17 protein-coding genes are annotated in these 24,819 nt (G+C 73.7%); 9 read left to right on the forward strand and 8 right to left on the reverse strand.

What is annotated here, in order from left to right; translation table 11 throughout:
• The first annotated feature begins 13 nt into the window (after positions 1 to 13).
• Complete coding sequence (locus ABWI07_RS07765) at positions 14 to 1,624, forward strand: CBM96 family carbohydrate-binding protein (RefSeq protein WP_353818042.1); 1,611 nt, start codon at positions 14 to 16, stop codon at positions 1,622 to 1,624.
• Positions 1,625 to 2,202: 578 nt separating this feature from the next.
• Here the strand turns inward: ABWI07_RS07765 and ABWI07_RS07770 are convergent.
• Entirely contained in the window at positions 2,203 to 5,043 is a 2,841-nt protein-coding gene (locus ABWI07_RS07770) for a PKD domain-containing protein (protein ID WP_353818043.1), read from the reverse strand.
• 399 nt (positions 5,044 to 5,442) lie between these two features.
• On the opposite strand from ABWI07_RS07770, the gene ABWI07_RS07775 reads away from it, so the two are divergent.
• The 8 genes from ABWI07_RS07775 (at position 5,443) to ABWI07_RS07810 (ending at position 16,940) form a co-directional block, all read left to right on the forward strand.
• The gene (locus tag ABWI07_RS07775) at positions 5,443 to 6,879 is read left to right on the forward strand and encodes a hypothetical protein (protein WP_353818170.1); all 1,437 of its coding nucleotides are present in this window, start codon (positions 5,443 to 5,445) and stop codon (positions 6,877 to 6,879) included.
• On the forward strand, positions 6,876 to 8,102 hold the full coding sequence (locus ABWI07_RS07780; RefSeq protein ID WP_353818044.1) for a hypothetical protein: 1,227 nt from the start codon (positions 6,876 to 6,878) through the stop codon (positions 8,100 to 8,102). The genes ABWI07_RS07775 and ABWI07_RS07780 overlap by 4 nt, the downstream gene beginning before the upstream one ends.
• A complete protein-coding gene (locus tag ABWI07_RS07785; protein WP_149260965.1) occupies positions 8,099 to 8,962 on the forward strand; it encodes a sulfotransferase domain-containing protein in 864 nt (287 codons plus the stop codon). The genes ABWI07_RS07780 and ABWI07_RS07785 overlap by 4 nt, the downstream gene beginning before the upstream one ends.
• A gap of 7 nt (positions 8,963 to 8,969) precedes the next feature.
• Positions 8,970 to 10,445 (forward strand): GumC domain-containing protein, encoded by a 1,476-nt coding sequence (locus ABWI07_RS07790; RefSeq protein ID WP_353818045.1) that lies wholly within the window; start codon positions 8,970 to 8,972, stop codon positions 10,443 to 10,445.
• A gap of 89 nt (positions 10,446 to 10,534) precedes the next feature.
• Positions 10,535 to 12,655, forward strand: coding sequence for a tyrosine-protein kinase domain-containing protein (locus tag ABWI07_RS07795; RefSeq protein WP_160160990.1), 2,121 nt, complete (start codon positions 10,535 to 10,537; stop codon positions 12,653 to 12,655).
• On the forward strand, positions 12,642 to 14,321 hold the full coding sequence (locus tag ABWI07_RS07800) for a polysaccharide biosynthesis C-terminal domain-containing protein (RefSeq protein ID WP_149260968.1): 1,680 nt from the start codon (positions 12,642 to 12,644) through the stop codon (positions 14,319 to 14,321). Before ABWI07_RS07795 ends, ABWI07_RS07800 begins: the two co-directional genes overlap by 14 nt.
• Positions 14,305 to 15,624: a ParB N-terminal domain-containing protein gene (locus tag ABWI07_RS07805; RefSeq protein WP_200842036.1), complete on the forward strand. Its 1,320-nt coding sequence runs from the start codon at positions 14,305 to 14,307 to the stop codon at positions 15,622 to 15,624. The genes ABWI07_RS07800 and ABWI07_RS07805 overlap by 17 nt, the downstream gene beginning before the upstream one ends.
• The gene (locus ABWI07_RS07810) at positions 15,621 to 16,940 is read left to right on the forward strand and encodes an RCC1-like domain-containing protein (RefSeq protein ID WP_353818046.1); all 1,320 of its coding nucleotides are present in this window, start codon (positions 15,621 to 15,623) and stop codon (positions 16,938 to 16,940) included. The genes ABWI07_RS07805 and ABWI07_RS07810 overlap by 4 nt, the downstream gene beginning before the upstream one ends.
• 37 nt (positions 16,941 to 16,977) lie before the next feature.
• Here the strand turns inward: ABWI07_RS07810 and ABWI07_RS07815 are convergent, their stop codons facing one another.
• The 7 genes from ABWI07_RS07815 to pth all read right to left on the reverse strand — a co-directional run bounded on the left by ABWI07_RS07815 (position 16,978) and on the right by pth (position 24,718).
• A complete protein-coding gene (locus ABWI07_RS07815) occupies positions 16,978 to 17,841 on the reverse strand; it encodes a hypothetical protein (protein WP_353818047.1) in 864 nt (287 codons plus the stop codon).
• A gap of 91 nt (positions 17,842 to 17,932) precedes the next feature.
• Positions 17,933 to 18,829, reverse strand: a complete 897-nt coding sequence (locus ABWI07_RS07820; protein WP_353818048.1) for a glycosyltransferase family 2 protein — start codon at positions 18,827 to 18,829, stop codon at positions 17,933 to 17,935.
• Between the two features lie 91 nt (positions 18,830 to 18,920).
• Positions 18,921 to 20,183 (reverse strand): sulfate adenylyltransferase subunit 1, encoded by a 1,263-nt coding sequence (locus tag ABWI07_RS07825; protein ID WP_149261241.1) that lies wholly within the window; start codon positions 20,181 to 20,183, stop codon positions 18,921 to 18,923.
• Positions 20,184 to 20,245: 62 nt separating this feature from the next.
• Entirely contained in the window at positions 20,246 to 21,163 is a 918-nt protein-coding gene (gene cysD / locus ABWI07_RS07830; RefSeq protein ID WP_149260971.1) for a sulfate adenylyltransferase subunit CysD, read from the reverse strand.
• Between the two features lie 93 nt (positions 21,164 to 21,256).
• Positions 21,257 to 22,201 (reverse strand): 3'(2'),5'-bisphosphate nucleotidase CysQ, encoded by a 945-nt coding sequence (locus ABWI07_RS07835; protein WP_149260972.1) that lies wholly within the window; start codon positions 22,199 to 22,201, stop codon positions 21,257 to 21,259.
• Between the two features lie 151 nt (positions 22,202 to 22,352).
• A complete protein-coding gene (locus ABWI07_RS07840; protein ID WP_149260973.1) occupies positions 22,353 to 23,828 on the reverse strand; it encodes a sugar transferase in 1,476 nt (491 codons plus the stop codon).
• 314 nt (positions 23,829 to 24,142) lie between these two features.
• Positions 24,143 to 24,718 (reverse strand): aminoacyl-tRNA hydrolase, encoded by a 576-nt coding sequence (pth, locus tag ABWI07_RS07845; RefSeq protein ID WP_353818049.1) that lies wholly within the window; start codon positions 24,716 to 24,718, stop codon positions 24,143 to 24,145.
• Positions 24,719 to 24,819: the final 101 nt, after the last annotated feature.

Genomic DNA, 24,819 nt, shown 5'->3' on the forward strand with positions numbered 1-24,819 from the left:
AGGGGGCGGGTCGGTGGGCCATCACGGACAGCGCGAGGTGTTCTCCGGCGGCCATCACCGGCCCGACGCCCGCCGTTCCCTGCCCGTCCCTCCGGACGCGCCGCGCCGGCGCCGCGGCCGGCGGCGCGGCTCGAACCCGTTCCTCTACTTCGCCACCGCGGGCACCCTGCTGGTCGTGGGCGGCTCCGCGGCCGCCATCGTCCTGTCGGGGAGCGGCACGGTCCACAACGCCCGGACGGCCGCCGCGCGCGGGCACGGCACCGTCCCCGCGTCGGCCGACACCTACGTGGTGCGCGAGATGCCGGGCACCACGTTCGGCGGGGCCAGGAAGATCACCGCCTCGCGGTGGCCCGGCTGGCACACCGAGGCCTACGTCGCGTTCGACGTGCCGCCCGGAACCCCGGCGGTCGCCGGGGCCCGCGTGGAGATGACGTTCGACCGGCTGGAGAACCGGCCGCGCCAGGTCGAGCTCCGCACGCTGCCCGGCTCCTGGACGGAGGAGGGCACGTCCTGGAGCAACCGCCCGGTCGCCGGGCCCGTCGTGGCGACCGCCCCCGCCGACTCGGCCAAGGTGTCCTTCGACGTCGGCCGGGTGGTGAACGGCCCGGGCCACTACGCGTTCGCCATCACCGGCCAGGGCCGCCGGTCGGCGGTCTCGCTGCACTCCCGGGAGACCGGCGACGGGCCGCGCCTCGTCCTGCGGACCCGGCCGGGCGCGCCCGCGCCGACGCCGAGCAACTCGCCGGAGACGTCCGGCACGGCGCTTCCCGCGCCCGGGCCGGAGCCCACCTGGGAGGCGCCGCAGCCGGTGAAGACCCCCACGACGTCCCCGGTCGGCGGCCGGACGCTCTGCGGGCTCTCCCTCGAACTCAAGCCCGGCGAGACCTTCCAGAAGGCCCTCGCCCGCATGGACGCCGCCTACGGCGGCCTCGAGACGGTCCGGCTGTTCTACCAGGGCGTCCCGCCGGCGTGGCCCGGCAAGCCCGACACCGGGAAGCGCCCGCCGATCATCTCGTTCAAGCTGGCGCCCAAGGACGTCATCGCCGGCAAGTACGACCAGGCGATGACCCGCTGGTTCGCCACCGCCCCGCGCGACCGCGACCTCTACTGGGTCTACTACCACGAGCCCGAGGACAACATCGCCGCCGGCGAGTTCACCGCCGCCGACTACCGCGCCGCGTGGCGGCGGCTGCGGTCCCTCGCCGACAAGGCCGACAACCCCCGCATCCACGCCACGCTCGTCCTGATGGGCTGGAGCCTCGACCCGCTGTCCAAGCGCGACTGGCGCGACTACTACCCGGGCCGCGACGTCATCCAGGTCCTCGGCTGGGACGTCTACAACCTCGGCTGGAAGAAGGGCCGCTACGACGACCCGGCCACCATGTACGACCGCGTCGTGGCCGTCAGCAAGGGCGAGAACCTCCCGTTCGGCGTCGCCGAGACCGGCAGCTACCTCGTCTCCGGCGACAACGGCGACCGCCGCGCCTCCTGGCTCCGCGCCATGAACGCCTACCTCACCAAGCGCAACGCCCTCTGGGTCGCCTACTTCGACCTCGACTGGAGCACCGGCGACTTCCGCCTCCTGGACACCCAGAGCCGCCAGGCCTGGAGCGACTTCTGCTAACCCCTCGCGCCGCCTGAAGCACCCACCCCAAAGCCACACCCCACAAACCGCCACCGTACGCAGGCCGCGCCCCCACACGCCCCTGCCCGTCCCGTGGCCTCCCCTTCGCGCACCGCGTCTTCACGCGCCCCCGCCCTCCACGTAAGCCCGCCCCTCACACGACCCCGCCCGCGACGCCGCCCGCCCCTCACACGGCCCGTCCTCCACGCGGCGCGTCCTCCGCGTTGGGCCTGCCCCTCACGCGGGCGCGCCCTTCACGCAGCGCGCCCTTCACACGGCACGTCCTCCACGCGGCGCGTCCCTCACCGCGTGGGCCGTCCTTCGCGGCCTTGCCCGTGACGCGGGCTCGTCCTCCATGTGGCGCGCCCTCTATGTGAGCGCTGCCCTTCACGCGGGCCTGGCCCTCGCGCGGGCCTGCGCTGCGCGTGGGGTTCTGGTCGCGGTGGCTCGGCTTCGGGGGCGGCTTCTGCGGCGGGTGGGTTGGTGGTGCTGGTTGCTTCTCGCGCCGGGCCCTCCGTTACGTGCGACGCCCCCCGCCGGTGGTCCGGCGGGGGGCGTCGTTTGTGCGGTGGTGCTTCTTACTTGCGGGCCAGGATGATGGTCCACATCGCGGCGCGGCTGGCGGCGTCGGTCGTCGCCGTCTTGCCGCCGTAGGTGCCGGTGGCGACCGTGCCGTTGCTGTCGCCGACCAGGGCCGTGATGCGGCCGCTGGCAGAGCCGATGCCGATGCCGCGGGTCTCCACGCCGGCCGGGGCCGTCCAAGACGTGGTGCTGGACGACTTGTCCGCCCAGTACGACACCGCCCACGAGCCGGCTGCGTCCACCTGCGCGGACGGGCTGGTGTGCTCGGTGACGGTGCCGGCGTCGCTGCTCTTGGCCACCGCCGCCACCGGGTCGGTGGCGTTGGTGCCCTCGTAGGCGAGCAGCCGGATGTCGGCCTTGGTGTAGGCGCTGAGCGCGATGGCGACCTGCGTGCCGGCGTCGCCGGCCTGGGCGACGCGCTTCCAGACGACGGACGTCGCGGTGCCCGCGGCCTGCGTGCCGACCTGCGTCCAGCCGGACGGCGGGGTCGTCATCGTCGCGGCGCTGCTGTTGAACGTCAGCATCAGCAGCATGCCGTCACCGGGCTGGACCGCCGGCGGCACCTGCGCGGTGGCCGTCGTGACGTTGCCGTTGCCGCCCGAGCCGCCCCGGTAGCCGATGTTCGCCTGGTTCGGGGCGACCGTGACGTCCTGGGACTTGGTGCCCTTGCCGCCGCGGTCGTCGGTCACCGTCAGCTTCACCGTGTAGGTGCCGGCCGCGGCGAACGCGTGCTGCGGCGTGGCGCCGGTGCCGTTCTGGCCGTCGCCGAAGTCCCACGCGTAGGAGGCGATGGAACCGTCGGAGTCGGACGAGCCCGCCGCGTTGAACGCGCAGTCGAGCGCGTCGCAGTTGGCGGTGAACGCGGCGTTCGGCGGCTGGTTCGGCGTGCCCGCGTACAGGAACACCGTCCGGCCGCGCCAGTCGGCGGTGCTGACCTCGGTCGACGCGCCGGACGGCACCCCGGCCGCCGAGAACGCGACGCGGTAGAGGCGGCCGTTGGAGTTGTTGACGTAGTAGAGGTTCGCGCCGTTGACGAACATGCCGCCGACGGAGCTCCAGCTCATGCCGGCCAGGTTGCCCACGGCGGAGAACTCCTGGGCGCCGACGACGTTGCTCTCCGGGTTGAACGTCCGGTAGTACAGCGCGGACTGCCCGCGCGTGTAGTAGATCCGGCCATTGGCGAAGAACATGCCGGTGATGTTCGGCACCTGCGAATGCCAGGTCGACATGCTGACGAGCTGGTCGGCGGTGTCGATGGCCGTGGTTGCGCCGAGCGCGGTGCCGTCGAACGAGCGGCGCCGGAACTGGCCGTCCGACGAGCCGTAGAAGAGCTCGCCGTTGACCATGAACGCGCCGCGCGCGGTCCGCCAGTCGACGCCCGCGGTGCCGTCGTCGACCGCGGCGCCGGTGGTGGTGCCGTCGAACGAGCGGTGCCTCAGGTAGTTGGCGGCCCCGACGCCGATGCCGCCGCCGGAGTAGACGTTCCCGGGCAGCTCGCCGGTGCTGTAGGCGGGGACGGTCGTGCCGCCCGCGACCGGGAACAGCGCGAGCTTCTGGTGGAACTCGCCGCCGACGTTGTCGGTGTCGCTGCCGATCCACAGACCCTCGTCGGTGGCCAGCATGTCGAAGACGCCGACGCCCTTGTCACGGCCCGGGTTCCAGCTGAACGGCAGGCCGCTGACCGGGTCGAGCGCGACGATGCCCTCGCGGCCGACGGCGCCCTGGCCGGCCTTGTCGCCCGCGAACGGGTTGTTCGCCCACCGGAAGTGGCCGCCGGTGTAGACGGCCGTGTCGGTGATCTCCACGGCGTAGGTGGTGTCGCCCCCGGTGTAGTTCACCCAGGTCGGCTGCTGGCCGCCGCCGGTGGTGGCGCTCTCCCAGCGGGCCTGGGTGTCGCACAGCTTCGCCGAGCCGCCGTACGCGCCGGTGGTCGTCACCACGAAGTACGAGCCGTTCGGGGAGAACTCGACGTCGCGCATGTAGGTGTCGAACGACTGCGAGCACTGGTCGGCGTAGCGGACGGTGTCCCAGTTCGCGAGCGCCGCGGACTGGCCCGTGAGGTCCACCATGACGATCTGCCGCCGGGTGCTGCCCGCGACGGAGTTGAAGTTGCCGATGCCGACGAGCTTGGAGCCGTCCGGGCTGACGTCCATCTTGTAGATCTGGGTGACGCCGTCGCCGGTCTGGGTGCCGGCGATGTTCAGGTTCACGAAGTCGTCGCGGGCGCCCGTCTCGGGGTCGAGGGTGGCGAGCGCCGCCCGCGCGGCGCCGCCGACCGTCGCGAAGGTGCCGCCGACGTACAGCCGGCCGCCCGCCAGCCGCAGGTCCCGGACCTTGGCGTCGAGCTCGGGGTCGAACGAGGCGATGGGGGCGCCGGTCTGGGCGTTGATCCGGGCGAGCACGAAGTGCCGGACGCCGTTGATCTCGCTGAAGCTTCCCCCGACGTAGATCGACTTGCCGTCGGGGGCGGGCAGCAGCGCGCTGGCCTCACCCTTGTTGAGGTTCGGGACGAAGTCGGGGTCGATCGCGCCGGTGGCGGCGTCGAAGGCGAACAGGCGGTTGCGGACCAGCGTCGGCTTGTTGGCGCCGACCTCCTTCACCTGGGTGAACGAGCCGCCGACGTAGATCTTGCCGCCGATCTTGATGATCGACTTGACCTCGCCGTCGATGACGTTCGGCGTGTAGTTCGCCGGGTCGGCGTTGACGACCTTGCCGTGCCCCGGTTCGGACCCTCTCTGGTCCGCGCGCGCCGGGGTGCCCGCGGCGAGGCTCCCCGTAAGCGTCGCCAGTGCGAGCGCGGCCCCCGCGGCCAGAGCCCCCCACCTGCGTCTGCCCATCGACCCCTCCGTGCAGTTAGAAGTAAGCCGCCGTGTTCACCGAATGGGCACACGGCGCCGCGCAATCGTAGCCAGCGAGCCACCGAAACTGCCGTTTGATCACTAACTTTTCGGTTGCGACCACCGAACAGCACGGTGATCCGATCGCCGCGGGGCGCCGGACGGGGCCCGGCGGGCACGTCCATCGCGCCTCGCGGGGTACGCTGCGCACCTCGAAAGGACGCGTGCCGGCTCGCGCCGGAGCACCGGACCGTGTGGCCGAAGGTGGCCAGCGTCCGCTGTCGTCCCTGGTAAGAAGCAGGACGTCCTCCACCAGGGGGCGGCGCGCCTCCGGGGCCGGACGGCGCGGTCCGCGGCCGAAGGCGCGTCCCAGGGGAAACGGAGCGGTGATTGTCGGGGATGCGAGGGATCGCGGGGAGCACCCCTCTCGCGACGCCGCGGCTGCTGCCCTGGCGCCTGCGGCCGGGCTGGGCGCTGAGCGTCGCGCTGCTCGGCTTCCCCGTGTGGTGGCTCCTGGGCCTGGCGAACGTCGTGCTGCTGGTCATCAGCGTGCCCATGGCCATGACGCTGTGGCGGCGGCGCGGCACCCTGGTCGCGCCCAGCGGCTTCGCGGCGTGGCTGTTCTTCCTGCTCTGGGTCGTGCTGGGCGTGCTCGTGCTGTGGGCCGACGCACCCCTCGCCGAACCGGGCGGCGGGTTCAGCCGGCTCCTGGTGTACGGCTACCGGCTCGCCTGGTACCTGTCGTCCACCATCGTGCTGCTCTACGTCGGCAACATGAGCGAGCGGGAGCTGCCGTCGGGCAAGGTCGGCAGGCTCCTCGGCTACATGTTCATCGTGACGACCGTCGGCGGGCTGGTCGGGTCGTTCTTCCCGTCGATCCAGCTCACCTCGCCGGTGGAGATGGTGCTGCCGCACGGGCTGACCAGCAACTCCTTCGTCCGCGACATCGTGCACCCGAAGGTCGCCGACATCGAGTCGATCCTCGGGTTCGAGCAGTCCAGGCCCATGGCGCCGTTCGCCTACGCCAACACCTGGGGTTCGGCCTACGCGTTCTTCCTCCCGTACTTCCTGCTGACCTGGATCGTCCGCGCCAAGATGCGGCGCCGCGTGTTCGGGCTGGCCGTCCTCGCCGCGTCGCTGTGGCCGGTCGTGTACTCGCTGAACCGGGGGCTGTGGGGCGCGCTCGGCGCGATCGGCCTGTTCGGCGTCGTGAAGCTGCTCCAGGTGGGCGGGCCCCGCGTGATCGCCTGGACGGCCGGGATGGCCGCGGCGGGCGCGATCGTCGTGGCGCTGTCGCCGCTGCCCGGCCTCGTCCAGGACCGCCTCGACAACCCGCACAGCAACAACCGCCGCACCCTGCTGGCCGAGGAGACGACCCGCAGCGCCCTCACCGGCTCCCCGCTGGTCGGCTTCGGCTCCACGCGCAACGTCCAGGGCGACCTCGGCCAGGTCTCCGGCGGCGACAAGATCGGCTGCAAGGCGTGCGGCTCGCCGCCGCTCGGCACCCAGGGCCACCTGTGGCTCCTGCTGTTCGCCAACGGCATCGTCGGGACGATCGCGTTCTGCGCGTTCTTCGCCGTCCGGTTCCTCCGGCACTGCCGGGAACGCGGCGCGTACTCGCTGGCGGGCTGCTCCGTCCTCATCGCCTGCGGCCTGTTCATGATCACGTACGACATGGTGGAGGTACCGCTGTACACGGTGATGATCGCGGTCGGCCTGATGTGGCGGGCGAGCAGGGACGCCCGCGCCGAGGCGCGGCCGCGCGCCCGTGCCCGGTCCCTCGCCGAGGACGAGGCCCCGGCCGAGGAGCCGGTTCCCGCCGAGGCGGCGCCGTGAGCGCGGCGGAGGAGACGCGGGCCGCCTGGATCACGGCGGTGGAGGAGCTGTGGCCGGACGCACGGGTCGAGGCCGTCCCGCCGGGCCGAGCCGAGGGTGCGCGCCGTGAGCTGGCCTTCCTTCCCAACGCGGAGCGGCCGCGCCTGCTCGTCCCGGCGGGGATGCCGCGCGCCGCGGCGGCCGCGCTGCGCCGCTACAGCCACGACCTCGGCCTGAAGCAGCGCGCCTCCCGCGGCCTGACGGCGGCGGCGGTGCGCACCGGGCTGCCGGAGCGGACGCTCCGCGACCGGCTCCGCGTCACCGGCGGCGGCCCCTCCATCGAGGACCGGCTGTCGGAGCTGCTCGGCCGGCCGGTCGTGGTCAGCGTGGGGCTCGGGAGCGCCCGCGCCAACCGCAAGCCGATCCTGCACGCGCTCTCGCCGCGCGGCGAGGCCGTCGCGTTCGTCAAGATCGGCGACACCGGCACGGCCCGGGGGCTGCTCGCCGGCGAGGCCGAGGCCCTGTCCTACCTGAACGACCGCCTGCCCGGCCCGGGCCCGCGCGGCGGCCTGCACGTCCCCCGGCTGCTCCACCACGGAACGTGGCGCGGCCTCGACCTGCTCGTCCTCGAACCCCTCCCGACTGGTGCGCTCGGCCTGCGCCGGCGCGAGCAGGCCCCGACCGCCCAGATGCGGGCGCTGTTCGAGGTCGGCGGCATCGAGCGGGGGCCGCTGGGCGGCAGCGCCTACTGGGACGAGATGGCCGCGAGCCCCGGCAGGGTCATCGACGAGCGGCAGCGCGCCGTCTTCGGCGAGGTCGTCGAAAGCACCGGCAAGGCGCACGGCGACCTGGTCCTGGACTTCGGCGCCTGGCACGGCGACTGGACGCCGTGGAACATGGCCTGGCACCGCGGCGTGCTGCGCCTGTGGGACTGGGAGCGGTTCTCGCGCGGCGTCCCGGGCGGTTTCGACCTGCTGCACTACCGGCTCCAGGAGGCGATGCGCACGGCGTCCGGGCCGCCCTACGCCGCCTGGCCGGACGGCGCCGCCGCCCTGCTGGAGCCGCTCGGGCTGACCGGCCCCGCCGCGGCGGCGACCGTCCGGCTCTACCTGCTGGAGCTGTGCCGCCGCTACCTGCTGGCCGCCCAGGAGCCGATCGGCGGGCCGCTGCGCGCCGACACCGAGCGCCTGCTCGCGCTCCTGCACACCACCCCGCCGGAACCGGCCCCTGGAGGAACCCCGTGATCTCACGTCGTGACGCCCCCCAGTGGGTCAAGGAGGCGGGACGGGCCGCGACCCGGGCCGGGGGACGGCTGACCTCCGGCACCCGGATGCTGCCGGACTTCCTCATGGTCGGCACGCAGCGCGGCGGCACCACCTCGCTGTTCCGCGCCCTGGCCGCGCACCCGGCGACCGTCCAGCCGAACTTCCACAAGGGCGTGCACTACTTCGACGTCAACTACCCGCGCGGCCTCGCCTGGTACCGGGGGCACTTCCCGGTCCGCGCCCTGGCCGAGCGCCGCACGCAGGGCACCGCCCCGCAGGCGTTCGAGTCCGCCGGCTACTACATGCACCACCCGCTGGCACCCGAGCGGATCGCACGGGACCTGCCCGGGGTGAAGCTCATCGTCCTGCTGCGCGACCCGGTGGTGCGCGCCTACTCCGCCCACAAGCACGAGCTGGCGCGGGGGTTCGAGACCGAGCCGTTCGAGCGGGCCCTGGACCTGGAGCCCGAGCGGCTCGCCGGGGAGGTCGAGAAGATCAAGGCCGATCCCTCCTACGTGAGCCACGGCCACCGGCACCACTCCTACCTGGACCGCGGCCACTACGCCGACCAGATCGAGCGGCTGTTCGCCCTCTTCGGGCGCGACAGGGTGCACGTGGCGTTCGCGGAGGACTTCTTCTCCGAGCCGGAGGCCTGCTACGACTCCATCCTGGAGTTCCTCGGGCTGCCGCCGTGGCGTCCCGAGTCGTTCGAGCGGCACAACGCCCGGCCGGGCTCCCCCCTGCCCGACGACCTGCAGCGCCGCCTGGCCGACCACTACGCCCCCTGGGACGACAAGCTCGCCGCGCTCCTCGGCGCCGAACCCGCCTGGCGGCGATGAGGCGGCGATGAGCAAACGGACCCTCGGCCCGGCCAGCGTGCAGGCGGAACCGCCGCTCGCGCCGGACTCGATCCCGGTCACCCGGTACGCGGGCGTGGTCCGCCGCCACCTGGTGGCGCTGCTGATCGCGCTGCTGGCCGGGGGCGCCGTCGGGATCGTGAAGATCGTGCTGACGCCGACGACCTACACCGCGCAGATCTACGTGCTGGCGCCGCCGGTCGCGCTGCGGCCGCCCATCGAGATCGGCTCGGCGATCGACACTGACACCCGCCGTCCCCGCGAGACGACGATGGACACCGAGGCCCAGCTCGTCTGGTCGCACGCGGTGCTGTCCAGGCTGAAGACGCGGCCGGGCTTCCGGGCGTCCGACGCCGAACTGCGCGACCGCATCGGCCTGACGGTGCCGTCCAACACCCACGTGCTCACGATCTCGGTGCGGGCCGGCACGCCGCGGACCGCCCAGGACGGCGCCCGCGTCGTCGCCGACACCTACCTGGCGCTGCGGACGCGGATCATGGGCCAGGTGCTGGAGCGCAACCGGCAGGCGCTGGAGCAGAACGCCGAGCTGCTGAAGAAGCAGCTCGCGGCTCTTCCCGGCGACGAGGAGGAGCTGCGCCGGCTCACCGCCCGCACCCGCCGCCAGGCGCTGGTGAAGCAGATCCGCGACGTGGAGAAGCAGGTCGCGGCCATCAAGAGCAAGCAGGAGCAGCCCGGCGAGGTGCTGCGCGGCGCGCCGCTCCCCCGGTTGGGCGACGACCCCGGCCGCGACGTCGCGGGCGCGACCGGTATCGGCCTCGGGCTGCTCGGCTGGCTCGGCTACGTCGCGATCCGCGAGACGCGGCCGCGCCGCATCCGCCGCCCCGCCGACCTGCGGCTGCACAGCCGGCTTCCGATCATGGTGGAGGGCTCGGCGCTCGGCGGCGGGCACCGCGAGGTCTCGCGGCGGCTGCGCAACCTGGTCTTCGACGCCGACGCCACCACCGTGCTGGTCACCGGGGTGCCGGGCTCCGCCGGGACCGAGGTGGCCTACGAGCTGGCCGAGCTGTGCACCGAGGGCGGGTCGCCGACGACGGTGCTGCGCATCGTGGCCGACGGCGAGGAGATCCGCGAGCCGCGGGCCGCGGCCGGGACCGGCCGCTCGTTCGACGTCCGGCTGGTGCGCAGCGACGACGACCGGCAGCTCACCCGCGCCGTCGACAAGGCGGGCCGCGTCTCGCGCATCGTCGTCATCACCACCCCCGACATCAACGGCGCGGACACCATCGCCGCGGCCGGGGCCAGCGACGTGGCCCTGGTCGTGGTCGAACGCGGACGGGCCCTGGACCGCGAGGTCGCGAGCGGGGTGCTGGCCCTCGACCAGGCCGCCAACCCCGCGCGCGTGATCGTGCTGACCGCGCCCGCCTTCGACGGGCCCGACTCACCGGCGCAGCGGAACGCCCCGCGCCGGCCCCCTGCCCGCGCCGGCGCCCCTGGACGAGGTTGACATGAACGGAACCGTCTTCTTGCAACGCGCGGTTAAAGTCGTGATGAACACTCCGCCTAGCACGATTCTGATCGATGAGGGAGATCGTCGTGGGAGCTGACCAGACGGCCGACCCCCAGGGAGGCCAGCTGTTCTCCCTGGTCCGGCGCTATCTGGGGGCGCTGATCGTGCTCGCCCTGCTCGGCACCGGGGCCGGCGTCGCCCTGGAGATCCTTGTTCCGCCGCCGTTCAAGGCGACGGCGACCGTGCTGGTCAGCCCGCTGGAAGGCAACCCGTACTCGCCGGAGGGCCGTGGAGACGACCTGGTGAACCTGCAGACGGAGGCGCAGCTGGTCGCCACCGACAGCGTCGCCAAGATCGTCGAGAAGAAGCTCGGGCACGAGGCGGAGGGCGACATCGGCGTCTCGGTCCCGCCCAACACCCAGGTGCTGAACCTGACCTACACCGCGAGCAGCTCCGGCAACGCCCGCGCGGGCGCGCAGGCGTTCGCCGACGCCTACCTGGAGTACCGCGCGCAGCGCGCACAGGCGGTGGTGAACAACCAGCTCGCCAAGCTGAAGGCGCAGTCGGCCCGGGTCGAGCGCCTGCTGCAGCGGGCGAACAACGAGCTGGCGGCGTCCTCCGGCTCCCGGCGCGCCACCATCCAGCAGCGCGTCACCGCCTACACCAACCAGCTCGGCGTCATCGACGAGCAGTCCAACGACATCGCCAGCACCCCCATCGACCCCGGCCAGGTGATCACCCCGGCGGACGCGCCGAGCGGGCCGGGCATCATGCGGCCCGCGATGTACGGTGCGGGCGGACTGGTGCTCGGGCTGGTCGCCGGCTTCGTGATCATGCTGCTGCGGGAGCGGCTCAACCAGCGGCTGCGCAACGCCGAGACGATCGAGGGGCTCGGCGTCCGGACACTGTCCACGATCCCGGCGGGCGGCCCGGCCGGTGACACGCTGGCCCTCGTCAGCGCGCCCAAGAGCCCGGTCGGCGAGGCGTACCGGCGGCTGCGCGCCGCGGTCGTGGCGACCGCGCCGCAGACCCCGGTGGCGCTGCTGGTCAGCAACGCCACCCCCGGCGGCAGCGCCCGGCTGGCGAGCGCCAACCTCGCGGTCTCGCTCGCCTTCGCCGGCGCGAAGACCATCATGATCGACGCGACCACCGAGGACGCCGACGTCAGCACCCTGTTCGGCGCGCGTCCCGGCGGCAAGGGGCTGTCGGACACGCTGCTCAGCGGCACCGACCCGGCGACCCTGCTGATCCACACCGACTCGCAGCTGCGGCTGCTGCCGCGCGGCCCGCGGGCCCGCGAGGCCGCGCACCGGTTCAGCGGCCCGCGGATGCGCGAGACCGTGAAGGTCCTGCGCCGCCGCAGCGAGTACCTCATCGTGAACGCGGCGAGCCTGCACGACGCCGACGCCCAGGCGCTGTGCACCTTCGTCGACGCGGTCGTGCTCGTGATCAACCAGGGCGTCACGACCCGCGAGGAGCTGCGGCAGGCGTACGTGGAGGCCGAGCGCGCCGGCGTCACGGTGCTCGGCGCCCTGCTGGAGCCGCCGGAGCCGCGGGGCGGGCGCGGGTCCCGCCAGGCTCCCGCCCGCCAGTCCCGTCCTCCGCAGGGCGGTGAGGGCCGGGGAGCCGAGACCCGCCACCCTGAGACGCGCGGGGGCGGCAAGCGCCGCGCCCCGGAGGCCCCCCTCGCGTGGGCCGACGACCAGCCGCGCGTTCCGCAGGACGAGGCCGACGAGGACCCGGCCGACCCCGGAACCCTCGTCACGCAGGCACTGCCGCAGGTCAAGCAGCCGCCCCGGCCGAGCGAGGCGCGCCCGGCGGCGGCTCCGCGGCGCGGTGCGCCGCAGCCGGAGGCGCGGCGGCGCCCCCTCCCGCCCGCGCTCGACCCCCCGTCCGGGCCGGGCAAGCCCGTCGCCCCCAAGCCCGTCTCCCCCACGGACGTCACCCAGGGCACGGGCGCGGCGCGTCCGCGCCCGGTCGCGCCGTCCGACGCCGAGCCCGCCGAGCCGGCCGACCCGGAGACCGAGGCGACGCTCGAATCCGCCTCGACGCGGACGCAGGAGGACATCTCCAAGTACATGCCGCCGGAGCTGCCGGAGGACGGCGCCGACGGGACGCCCCCCGCGGGTTCGGGGGACGCGGCCCCGGAGGTCGCGCCCCGCTACGGCAAGAAGCCGCACAGGGCCGGCCGCCATGCCGGGCCCTGAATCCGGCGGCGCCGAGGCGGACGAGCCGAAGTCCCCGGCGGCCGAAGGGCCCAAGCCCCAGGCGGCCGGGCCGAACCTGAACAGGCTGGCCAGGGGCGGCGCCCTGAACCTCGTCGGCGCGGCCGTCGCGGGCGTCCAGGGCCTCGCGCTCGTCTTCCTGGTCGCGCACCTGTACTCGCAGCGGATCGCTGGCACCTTCTTCGCCGCGACGTCGCTGTTCATCATCCTGCAGGCCGTGTCGGGCCTCGGCACGGACGCGGGCCTGCTGCGCTGGCTGCCCCGCCACCTCGCGCTCGGCGACCGCGCCGCGGCGCGGCGGACGGTGCCGGTGGCGCTGGTCCCGGTCGCCGCGACGGCGCTGCTCGCGGGTCTCGTGCTGGCCCTCACCGCGCCGTGGACGGCGGGCCACATCGGCGCCGACGACCCTCACCAGGCCGTGGGCATGGTGCGGGTGCTGGCGCTGTTCCTGCCCCTCGCCGGGGCGCACGACGCGCTGCTCGCCGCGACCCGCGGCCACGGCTCGATGCGCCCCACCGTCCTCGTCGACAAGATCCTGCGGCAGACGCTCCAGGTCGCCGGGGTCGTCGTGGCGGCGCTGCTCACCGACGACGCGGTGTGGCTCGCGCTGGCGTGGGCGGCGCCGTACCTGCCGTGCCTCGCCGTCGCCGGCCTCTGGTACCTGAAGATCAGCCGCCGGAGTCGTGCCGGGGCGCCGGTCGCCGCGGTCGACGAGCCCGCGTCCGGGTGGCGTCCGCTGGCGGGCGACTTCTGGCGGTTCACGGCGCCGCGCGCGTTCGCGCAGATCTGCCAGACGGCGTTCCAGCGCGCCGACATCGTGCTCGTCGCGGCGCTCAGCTCGCCCCGCGAGGCGGCGATCTACACCGCCGCGACCCGGTTCATCGTGATCAGCCAGCTCGTCACCCAGGCCGTGCAGAACGTCATGCAGCCCGCGGTGAGCCGGCTGATGGCGCTCGCCGACCGCGCGGGCGCGCAGCGGGTGTTCGCGGTGTGCGCGTCCTGGAACCTCGCGCTCGCCTGGCCGGTGCACCTGTCGATCGCGGTCGGCGCGCCGGTGTACGTCGGCTCCTTCGGCCCCGGCTACCGCGGGACGGGCGAGGTCGTCACGGTGATCCTCGCGATGGCGATGCTCGTCGCGACCGCGACCGGCGCCCGCGACGTGATGCTGCTGATGGCGGGCCGCAGCGGGCTCAGCCTGGTCAACCAGAGCGCCGCGCTCGGGGTGAACCTGGTGCTGAACGTGCTGCTGATCCCGCCGTTCGGGATCGCCGGGGCGGCGATGGCGCGGGCGGCCGGGCTGCTCGTGCGGACGCTGCTGGCCCTGGTCCAGGTCCGCAGGATCCTCGGCATGACCCCGGCGAGCGCGGGGCTCTTCTGGGCGGGCGGTTCCGCGCTGGTCAGCTTCGCGGCGGTGCCGCTGGCCGTCCGGCTGGCCGCCGGTTCCGGCGAGGCCGCCCTCGCCGCCGGGCTCGTCCCGGGCGCGCTCCTGTACCTCGCCCTCCTCTGGGTCGGCCGCGAGCGGCTGTCCCTCACCGCCTTCGCCTCCCTGCTGCCGGGGAGGCGCGGCCGCACCGCACCCGCGGGCGCCACCGCGTCCCCCGCCACCGACCCGACACCTGCCAGGAGCATCCATGCCCACGGGAATTGACCAAGTGCGCCGCAAGTCCCGCGCGGTGCTTCGCAAGAGCGGCCTCGCCCCCAGCGGCCCGGTCTACGGGCGGCTGGTCGACGCCGGGCGCTCGCTGCCGATCCCGGCCGCGGCCCGCGTCGCGGTGTCCACCGCCGTGCTGCGGCGCCCGTGGAAGGTGCCGGTCCGGTTCGACCAGCTGCTCGTCGGCGCGCAGGGCGGCTGGACGGCCCGCGAGTTCGCCGACCGCACCGACGACCTGCTGTGGCCGTCCACCCCGTTCCTGGAGGGCCCGCACGTCGGGCTGCTGCGGCTCGCCGACGAGCGTCCGGAGCTCACCGACGCCGACATCCTCGCCAGCGGCTACGGCCGGCTCGGGCTGCGCTGCATCGAGGCGGGCGGCGACTACTTCGGCGCCACGGACGAGGCGGGCGTCCTCGCCGCCGCCCGCGTCTTCGTCTCGCGATACCGGGGCGAGGAGGCGCCGGGCGCGGCGCCCCGCCCGCAGCAGAGCGGCCCGCAGGACCCGGTGCTCGTCGCGCCCGTCCGCGGCTCCGACCAGTACCAGATCCTCGACGGCCACCACCGGCTCGCCATCGCGGCGATGAGCGGCGCCGACGGTGCCAACGTCGTCGCCAAGTGGCTGCCCGTCACCACGCCCCTGCAGGACCTCCTGCTGAAGATGAGCTGGCTCGACGGCACCCACGAGCTCTACCAGCCGATCGACGCGCCCGAGCTCAGGACCGGCTGGACGACCGTCCGGCAGTGCACCGACCGGCTCGCGAAGATGGACGCGTTCCTCGGCGAGCGCGGCCTCACCGGAGGCCGCTACCTGGACGTCGCGAGCTGCTACGGCTGGTTCGTCGCGAAGATGGCCGAGCGCGGCTTCGACGCCGAGGGCATCGAGCGCGACCCGCTGGCCGTCCCGCTCGGCCGCGCCGTCTACGGACTTCCGGAGGGCGCGATCTCCACCGGCGACTGCGTCGAGTTCCTCGGCGGGCACGACGCCGGCCGCTGGGACGTGGTGTCCTGCTTCAGCCTCCTGCACCACTTCGTCCTCGGGCGCGGCTCGGTCAGCGCCGAGGAGCTGATCCGGCTGCTGGACCGCGCGACCGGCCGGGTGCTGTTCTTCGACACCGGCCAGGACAACGAGGCGTGGTTCGCCGAGTCCCTGCGCGGCTGGGACCCCGCCCGCGTCGCGCGGTTCCTGCGGGAGAACACCGGCTTCGACGAGATCATCGACCTCGGCCCCGACGACGACGCCCGCCCCCCGTACGAGGACAACTACGCCAGGCACCTGTTCGCCTGCGTCCGCGCGGCGTGACCCCGGCACGCCGCTCGATCGCCGCGCTCGCCGCCGTCCCGGTGCTGCTGGCCGCGGCGGCGTGCGGGGGGCCGGCGGCGCCCGCCGGGGAGCCGCTGGTGTCCCCGCCGCCCGCCGCCGGTTCGGTGGACGGGCCGAGCGGCGCCGTGTGGACGAGCGGCCTCAACGCCGACGGGCAGCTCGGCCGGACGGGAGCGGCCGCCGATCCCCGGCTCGGCCCGGTGACCGGCGCCGGCGGCCGGGGCCGGCTCGACCGCGCCGTCGCCGTCGCGGGCGGCGGCCGCCACTCGCTGGCCGTCCTCGACGGCGGCGAGGTCGTCGCGTGGGGCGCCAACGACGACGGCCAGCTCGGCGACGGCACCACGCGTGACAGCGGCGTCCCCGTCCCCGTCCGCGCGCCGGACGGGCGTCCCGGCCGGCTGGACGACGCCGTCGCGGTCAGTGCCAACAACGACTTCTCCATGGCGCTGCGCAAGGACGGCACCGTCGTGACCTGGGGCGAGTCGTCGTCCGGGCAGCGCGGCACCGGCGAGCGCGGGGCCCCGCTCGTCCCGACGACCGTACGGGCGCCGGACGGGCGCGGGCCGCTCACCGGCGTGGCGGCGATCGCGGCGGACGGGCACACCGAGCTGGCGCTGCTCGGCGACGGGCGGGTGCTCGCGTGGGGCGCCAACGCCTACGGCATGGTCGGCGACGGCACCCGCGAGGACCGGGCCCTGCCCGTGCCGGTGCGCGGCCTGGACGGCGCCGCGCGGTTGGACGGCGTCGTCCGCATCGCGATCGGCGGCCAGCACGGGCTGGCGCTGCTGCGCGACGGGCGGGTCGCCTCTTGGGGGCACAACGAGCTCGGCCAGCTCGGGGACGGTTCGCGCCGGGACCGGCTCACGCCCGCCCTCGTCTCGGGCGTGGGCGGCAAGGGCGTCCTCGACGGGGTCGCCGCGGTCGCCGCGGCGGAGAAGCACAACTACGCGCTCCGCAAGGACGGCACCGTCGTCGCGTGGGGCAACAACACCGCGGGCCAGCTCGGGGACGGCACGGTGCGGCCGAGCACCGTCCCCGTCACCGTCGTCGGACGCGGCGGCCCGAAGCTGCGCCGCGCCATCCGGGTGTTCGCGGGCGAGGCCTACGGCGCCGCGATCCTCGCCGACGGGACCCTGCTGACCTGGGGCGCGGGCGGCAGCGGCCAACTCGGCTCCGGGAAGAGGACGCCCCGCAGCCGCCCCGGCACGGTGATGACGGCCGAGGGCACGCCCCCGCCCGACGCCCTGTCGGTAGGCGTCGGCGAACGCCACCTAATCCTGCTGACGAAGCCCTGAACGCCCCTCAACTCAGCCCGGAGCCCCTTACAAGCCCTCAGGGGGTCTTGGGCGGCTCGGGGGTGGTTCCGCCGGGCTCAGAGCCGGCTGCGGGAGGCTGGGGGCCTCCCGTGGGGGGCTGGGGGCCGGGGGCGGGGGGCTGGGACGCGGCGGCGCCGGGGGCCGGGGCTCCGGTCGGGGCTCCGGCGGGTGCCGGGGTCGCGGAGCGGCGGCGCCACAGCAGGAATCCGGCCCCGGCGGCGGCCACGACCACCGCGCCGCCCCCGCCGAGCAGGTACGGCATGGCCGAGCCGTCGTCCTTCTTCTGGACCTCCGCGCCGGCGGCGGGGCCGGTCGGCTGCGACTGGGCGAGCGTCCGCTCCTCCTCCTGCTCCTGCTTGACCGACGCCTCCGGGGCGGGCTTGCCGTTGTTGCCGGGCTTGCCGGGCTTCGGCGGCGCGTACTTCGACTCCGGGAGCGTCTGCACGAACTTCAGCAGCGCGAGGTCGGGCTTGCCCTTGCTGCCCTTCACGGCCCCGTCGTAGATGGTCTTCACCCGGGCGGCCGGAAGCGCCGTGGAGGACACCCGCAGCTGGTCGCCGGCCAGCACCGCGTAGGTGCCCTTCCGCTTCATCAGGCCAGGGAGCTGCCTCAGCACCTGCCCCGCGTCGTCGCCGGGGGGAAGGATCGCGATGAAGACCGCGACGGACCGGCCCTGCGCCGAGCGGAGCAGCTCCTGCGCGCCGTCCGACTGGTAGTACTTGGCGTGGGAGTCGACGTAGTAGCCGCTCTCGCTGATGCCCTCGGCGACCGCGTCGAGGTCGACGCCCGCGAAGGCGGGCGCGGCGGTCATTCCGAACGCCGGCGCCAAGGCCAGCGCCAGCGTCCCGGACGCGACGATGCGGCGCGAGAAGTGGTTCACGGAAGAGGCTCCTTCAACGCTGAGATGGCCATTGACATTACCGGCGCGACGTGGGTCAAGGTGGAGAAAGCCGGGGAATCGGCATAGCCCGTCAGATGCCGCGGCCCCGGGTGTGCAGGGCCAGCAGGACGCGCTTGCCGGACACGACCCCGGACGCCACGGCCAGCGCGAACGGGACGCGGCGCTCGGCCGGGTTCGCCTTCAGGGCACGCGCCGACCAGCGCAGCGCGTCCTTGCGGCGCCCCACGGTCGCGCAGCCGAAGGCGAGCTGCCCGTAGACGCGCCCGGCCGCGCCCGGCTCCTCGGAGATCTCCGGGTAGTGCTCCAGGAACCACTCCAGGGCGGCCACCTTCGTCTCCCACGCCTGCGCGTAGTACGACGTCAGCCCCCACAGGACCCGGACGTACGGCTCGTCGACGTTCAGCACCGGGTGGCGGCGGGCGGCGCGGAGCGCGAGGTCCCAGTCCTCGCCCTGGCTGCCGGGGATCGACTCGTCCACCATGCCGATCTCGATGAGCGGCTCGCGGCGCGCCACGTAGGTGGAGGAGTGGACGCTCATCATCCGGTCGCGGATCAGCGCGTCGTAGGTGACGCGGTCCGTGCCGGCCAGCCGGGGCAGCTCCCGCCCGTCGAAGTCGATCAGGATGCCGGAGCTGCACAGCACGGCGTCCGGCTCGCCCTCCAGGGCCTTCACCTGCGCGGCGAGCTTGCCGGGCAGCCACAGGTCGTCGTCGTCGCAGAACGCGACCAGGTCGGTCCCGAGGGCGAGGACGCCGGAGTTGCGGGCGCCCGCGAGGCCCGGCGCCCGGGTGTTGCGGACGACCTCGACGCGGTCCCCCGCGAGGGACATGTCGGGTTCGGCCCGGTCGAAGACGACGACCGCGCGCACCTCGCCCTCGTAGTCCTGCGCCAGCACCGATTCCAGCGCGCGGCGCAGCAGCTCCGGCCGGTTGTGCGTGGGGAGCACGACTCCGACGGACGGGGGCATCGAGGGCCTGCCTTGTCGTAGGGGTTCGAGGGGGTCGGAGGGGATTCGGGGGGACGCGGCCGCGGGGCCGGGCGGGCCCCGCGGCGACCGGTCAGCGCGCGCCGGTGATCATCCCGGCGGCGACGGTGTTGTTGGTGGCCTCGTCGATCAGGATGAAGCCGCCGGTGAGGCGGTTGCGGCCGTAGTCGTCGACGAACAGCGGCTGCGTCACCCGCAGGGAGACGCGGCCGATCTCGTTCAGGCCGAGGGCCGCCGCCTGGTCGTCGCGGTGCAGGGTGTTGACGTCCAGCCGGTAGTGGAGCTCCTTCACCATCGCCTTCGCGGTGCGGGTCGTGTGCTTGATGACCAGCTTCGTGCGCGGGGTGAGGGTGCGGTCCGGGGTCATCCAGCAGACCATCGCGTCGATGTCCTGCGCGGTCTCGGGCCGGTTGTTCGGACGGGCGATCATGTCGCCGCGGGAGATGTCGATGTCGTCGGCGAGGCGCAGCGTCACCGACATCGGCGCGAACGCCTCCGCCACCGGCCCGCCCGGCCCGTCGATATGGGTGATCGTCGTGGTCAGCCCGGACGGCAGGTGCACGACCTCGTCGCCCGGCTTCAGCACGCCGCCCGCGACCTGGCCCGCGTAGCCGCGGTAGTCGTGCAGCTCGGGGTCCGTGGACGCGTGCGGGCGGACCACGTACTGCACCGGGAACCGCACGTCGATCAGGTTGCGGTCGGAGGCGATGTGCACGTGCTCCAGGTGGTGCAGCAGCGACGACCCCTCGTACCACGGCATGTTCACGCTGCGCTCGACGACGTTGTCGCCGTGCAGCGCCGAGATCGGGATGAACGTCAGGTCGGTGACCTCCAGCTTGGAGGCGAACGCCGTGAACTCGTCCACGATCCGCTCGTACACGCCCCGCTCGTAGTCGACCAGGTCCATCTTGTTGATCGCCACGACCAGGTGCGGGACCTGGAGGAGCGTGGTGAGGAACGCGTGCCGGCGCGACTGCTCCAGGATGCCCTTGCGGGCGTCCACCAGGATGATCGCCAGGTCGGCGGTGGAGGCGCCCGTCACCATGTTGCGGGTGTACTGGATGTGCCCCGGGGTGTCGGCGATGATGAACTTGCGGCGCGGCGTCGCGAAGTACCGGTACGCCACGTCGATGGTGATGCCCTGCTCCCGCTCGGCCCGCAGGCCGTCGGTCAGCAGCGCCAGGTTCGTGTACTCCTCGCCGCGGTCGGCGCTGGTCTTCTCCACCGACTCCAGCTGGTCCTCGAAGATCGACTTGGAGTCGAACAGCAGCCGGCCGATCAGCGTGGACTTGCCGTCGTCGACGCTGCCGGCGGTCGCGAACCGCAGGAGGTCCATCGTCTTGGCCGACGGGGCCGTGGCCGACGAGGCCTCGGCGGGCCGGTCGTTCGCGCTGGCCATCAGAAGTAGCCCTCCTTCTTGCGGTCCTCCATGGCGGCCTCACTGGTGCGGTCGTCGGCGCGGGTCTGGCCGCGCTCGGTGATCCGCGTCGCCGCGATCTCCTCGATCACCTCGTCCAGCGTCCCCGCGTTCGACTTCACCGCGCCCGTGCAGGACGCGTCCCCGACCGTCCGGTACCGGACGGTCGCGGAGAACTCCGGCTCGTCGTCGCCGCGGTTCGCGAACCCCGTCTCGGCGTCCAGCAGCAGCCCGTCCCGCTCGAACACCCGCCGGGTGTGCGCGAAGTAGATCGGCGGGAGCTCCAGCTCCTCGCGGCGCACGTAGTCCCAGATGTCGAGCTCGGTCCAGTTCGACAGCGGGAACACCCGGACGTGCTCGCCCTGCACGATCTTGGTGTTGAACAGGTTCCACAGCTCCGGGCGCTGGTTCTTCGGGTCCCACTGGCCGAACTCGTCCCGGAAGGACACCACCCGCTCCTTGGCGCGGGCCTTCTCCTCGTCGCGCCGCGCGCCGCCGAACGCCGCGTCGAACTGGTGCTGCTCGATCGCGTCCAGCAGCGGCGTGATCTGGAGCCGGTTCCGGGACGCGCGGCGGCCCTTCTGCTCCACCACCCGGCCGCTGTCGATCGCGTCCTGCACCGAGGCCACGATCAGCCGGACGCCGAGCTCGGCCACCCGGCGGTCGCGGAACTCGATCACCTCGGGGAAGTTGTGGCCCGTGTCGACGTGCATCACCGGGAACGGGATCGGGGCGGGCCAGAAGGCCTTCTGGGCGAGGCGCAGCATGACGATGCTGTCCTTGCCGCCCGAGAACAGCAGCACCGGCCGTTCGAACTCGGCCGCCACCTCTCGGAAGATATGGATCGACTCGGCTTCGAGGATGTCCAGCTGGGACAGCAGGTAATCGTAACGCTGCATGGTCTGGGGCTCTTTCCACGCTGTTCTGGCAGATGCAACCGGTGGCACGGCGGCCGGCTCTCGCCGGTTCGGTCCCGCCCTGGGGACGGATCGTCAGGGCAGCGTGCCGCTCACTTCCCGGATGCCGGTCAGCAGCGTCGATGCCGACCCGGGATGGCACACCAGGATATCCGGGAGCCGGGGGTCCTCCCGGTTGTAGCGGAGCGGCGACCCGTCGACGCGGGACGCGTGCGCCCCAGCGCCGAGCGCCACCGCCGCCGGGGCGGCGGAGTCCCACTCGTACTGGCCGCCCGCGTGCACGTAGGCGTCCACCTCGCCGAGCAGCACCGCGGAGATCTTCGCGCCGGCCGACCCGATCGGCACCAGCTCCACGTCCGGCTCGATCGCCTCCGCGAGCCGCCGCACGAACTCCGGCGGGCGCGTGCGGCTCACCGCGATGCGGAGCTTGCCGGCGTCCGGCGCCGGGACGTTCAGCGGGACCTCGCGCGGCGGCGGCGCGGCGGCGGACCCGCTCCCGCCCGTGACCGGGTCGGAGCCGGTGAGGTCCGTCCGGACGAGCGAGGCGCCGCCCGTCGCGTCCGTGCGGAGGACGAGGCCCTGTGCGGGCAGCGCCACGGCCCCGGCGGCCAGGCGGCCGGCTCCGGAGGCGTCCCGCTCCCACAGCGCCACGTGCACGGCCCAGTCGCGGCGGCCCTCCTCGGAGAACTCGCGGGTGCCGTCCAGGGGGTCGACGATCCACACGCGGGAGGCCGTGAGCCGCTCCGCGTCGGCGGTGTTGCGGGTCGGGGCGCGGTCGTCGCCCTTGGAGCGCTTCCCCGCGACCGAGGACCGCCCCTCCTCGGACAGGACGGCGTCGCCGGGACACCGCTCGGCCAGCGCCGCCATCAGGTACTCGTGCGCGCGCAGGTCGCCGGTGTCCTTCAGGGCCTTCGCGTCGGCGAAGCCCGTCTCGTCCCGCACGCCCAGCAGCAGCCGGCCCGCCTCCCCGGCGAGCTCGGCCGCGAGCGAATGATCGTCTACCGTCCCTGACTCGGTCATCTGTAGATCACATTCCCGACTCGACTGGTCTGCTCGGTCCACTTTCTCATGCGGCGCGCCCGGTCCACCGGGCCAGGTCCCGGTCAGCGGCCGGCCCGGAACGGGCCCGGGGCCGCCTCTGGCACGGTGCGGAGGGCGGCGGGCGCGCCGCTCAGTACGCGCCGGATCCGCGGAACACCGCCGACCACGTCTTCCACATGATCTGCAGGTCCAGGGCCAGGCTCCAGTTGTCCACGTACCGCAGGTCGAGGCGGACCGACTCCTCCCACGACAGGTCCGAGCGGCCGCTCACCTGCCACAGCCCGGTCAGGCCCGGCTTGACCACCAGCCGCCGGTAGACGTCCCCGCCGTACTGGGCGACCTCCTCCGGAAGCGGCGGGCGCGGCCCCACCAGCGACATCTCGCCGCGCAGCACGTTGATCAGCTGCGGCAGCTCGTCCAGCGAGTACCGGCGCAGCCGGCGCCCCACCCGCGTCACCCGCGGGTCCTGCCGGATCTTGAACAGCACCCCGTCGTTGTCGTTCGCCGACAGCAGCTCCATCCGCCGCGCCTCGGCGTCGGCGACCATCGTGCGGAACTTCAGCAGCGTGAACTCCCGGCCCCCGCGCCCCACGCGGGTCTGCCGGAACAGCACCGGGCCCTCCCCGGACATCTTGATCAGGACGGCGATCAGCAGCAGCAGCGGGCTCAGCGCCACCAGCCCGCCGAGCGCGACCACCCGGTCGACCAGGCCCTTGAGCACCTTGCGGCCGCCGTCCAGCTCCGGGTGCTCCACGTGCAGCAGCGGCAGCCCCGACACCGGGCGGATCGAGATCCGCGGCCCGGTCACGTCCATCAGCGCGGGCGCCACGACCAGCTCGACGTCGTTGCGCTCGATCTGCCACGCCAGCCGGCGCAGCGCCACGCCGTCCATCTCCGGGCACGCCAGCACGGCCACCGAGTCGGCGCCGATCCGCTCCGCGACCGCCGCCGCCTGGCTGAAGTCGCCCAGCACCGGGACGCCCTCCACCTCGGCGACCGCGTCCTCGCCCGCCGCCAGCACCGGGGGCAGGCACACCGCGGCGATGTCCATCCCGTGGTAGCGCTTCTTCTGCAGCAACCGGATCAGGTCGGACACCGACGTGCGGTGCCCCACCGCGACGACCCGCCGCATGCACTCGCCGTGCCAGCGCTTCTTGTGCAGCCACTTGCGCAGCCGGTAGCGCGCCAGCAGTGCCAGGAACGTGCCGAGCGGCAGCGCCATCACCACGTAGCCGCGCGCGACGTCGGTCTTCGTGGCGTACGCCACGATCGCGACCACCGCCGTCAGGATGAACCCGGCGCGCAGCACCCGGTGGAACTCCTCGTACCCGACGCCCACGTACCGCGGCTGGTACGCCCGGCACAGCACCAGCGTCGGCAGCCACAGCACGGGCAGGGCCACGGTCAGGACCACGTACGGCGCGTCGAGCTCCGTCGGGACGCCCGGGAACCTGAGCACGAAGGCGATGACGCCGGCCATCAGCATGCTGGCGAAGTCGAGGCCCCGCGCGAGCCGGCGGTAGGTCCTGCTCCAGTTCGGCGACGACGCGCGCTCGTGCTCATGGCGGATCGATGACTCGGTCTGGACCTTGTCAACGACGGCCATAAACCACTCACCAATCCCCTGTAACGCGCGCCCCGTCAGCGCGATTCACACCGAAGACGGTTGAGCGCAGCCTGAGGTTCACACGAAAGCCCGAACCTCAATCGACCTGCATCTTACGGCCGCTTTGCCGTGGTCACGGGGGAAACGCGGACACCACCCCACCAATGCATACAAACGCGGGCGAACGCGTACGAATAAGCACCTCGCGTACCCTTGATCACCATACGCACGGCGACCGCCCGGTCGCGGAACGGCGTCCGGATCCGGTCATCCGGCATGAAACTCATCCGGCATGGAAGTCACCGCGCATCGCGTCATCCGGCATGGAAGGCGTTCTGCGCCGCGGCCAGTCCGTCGGACAGCAGCGCCTCGACCGCGTCGGCCGCCCGGTCCACCTCGAAGCCGAGCTCCTTGCGCTCCGTCGAGGAGAAGTCCTTCAGCACGAACGCCGCCGCGTCCATCCGCCCCGGCGGCCGCCCCACCCCGAACCGCACGCGCAGGTAGTCCTTCGCGCCCAGCGACTTGGTGACGGACCGCAGCCCGTTGTGGCCGTTGTCGCCGCCGCCCTGCTTCAACCGCACCGCGCCGAACGGGATGTCCAGCTCGTCGTGGACGACGACCAGCCGCTCCACCGGCACCTTGTAGAAGTCCCGCAGCCCCTTCACCGGACCGCCCGACTCGTTCATGAACGAACGCGGCTTCGCCAGCACCACCCGCGCCCCGGCGAGACGGCCCTCCAGCACGTCCGCCCGCGCCCGGTGCGACTTGAACCGGCCCCCGGCGCGCTCCGCGAGCACGTCCAGCACCATGAACCCCGCGTTGTGCCGGTTCTTCGCATACGACGGCCCCGGGTTGCCCAGCCCCACGACGAGCCAGAGATCCGCGTCCACCCGCACTCCTCACACACGCGAACACGGCCTCCGCCGGTGCGCACACCCGCGGAGGCCGTGGAAGTACCGTGCGGCCCGCCATCCGACGCGGCCGCGCGCCG

It is taken from the genome of Actinomadura sp. NPDC000600 (genome assembly GCF_040492135.1).
GTDB lineage: Bacteria > Actinomycetota > Actinomycetes > Streptosporangiales > Streptosporangiaceae > Spirillospora.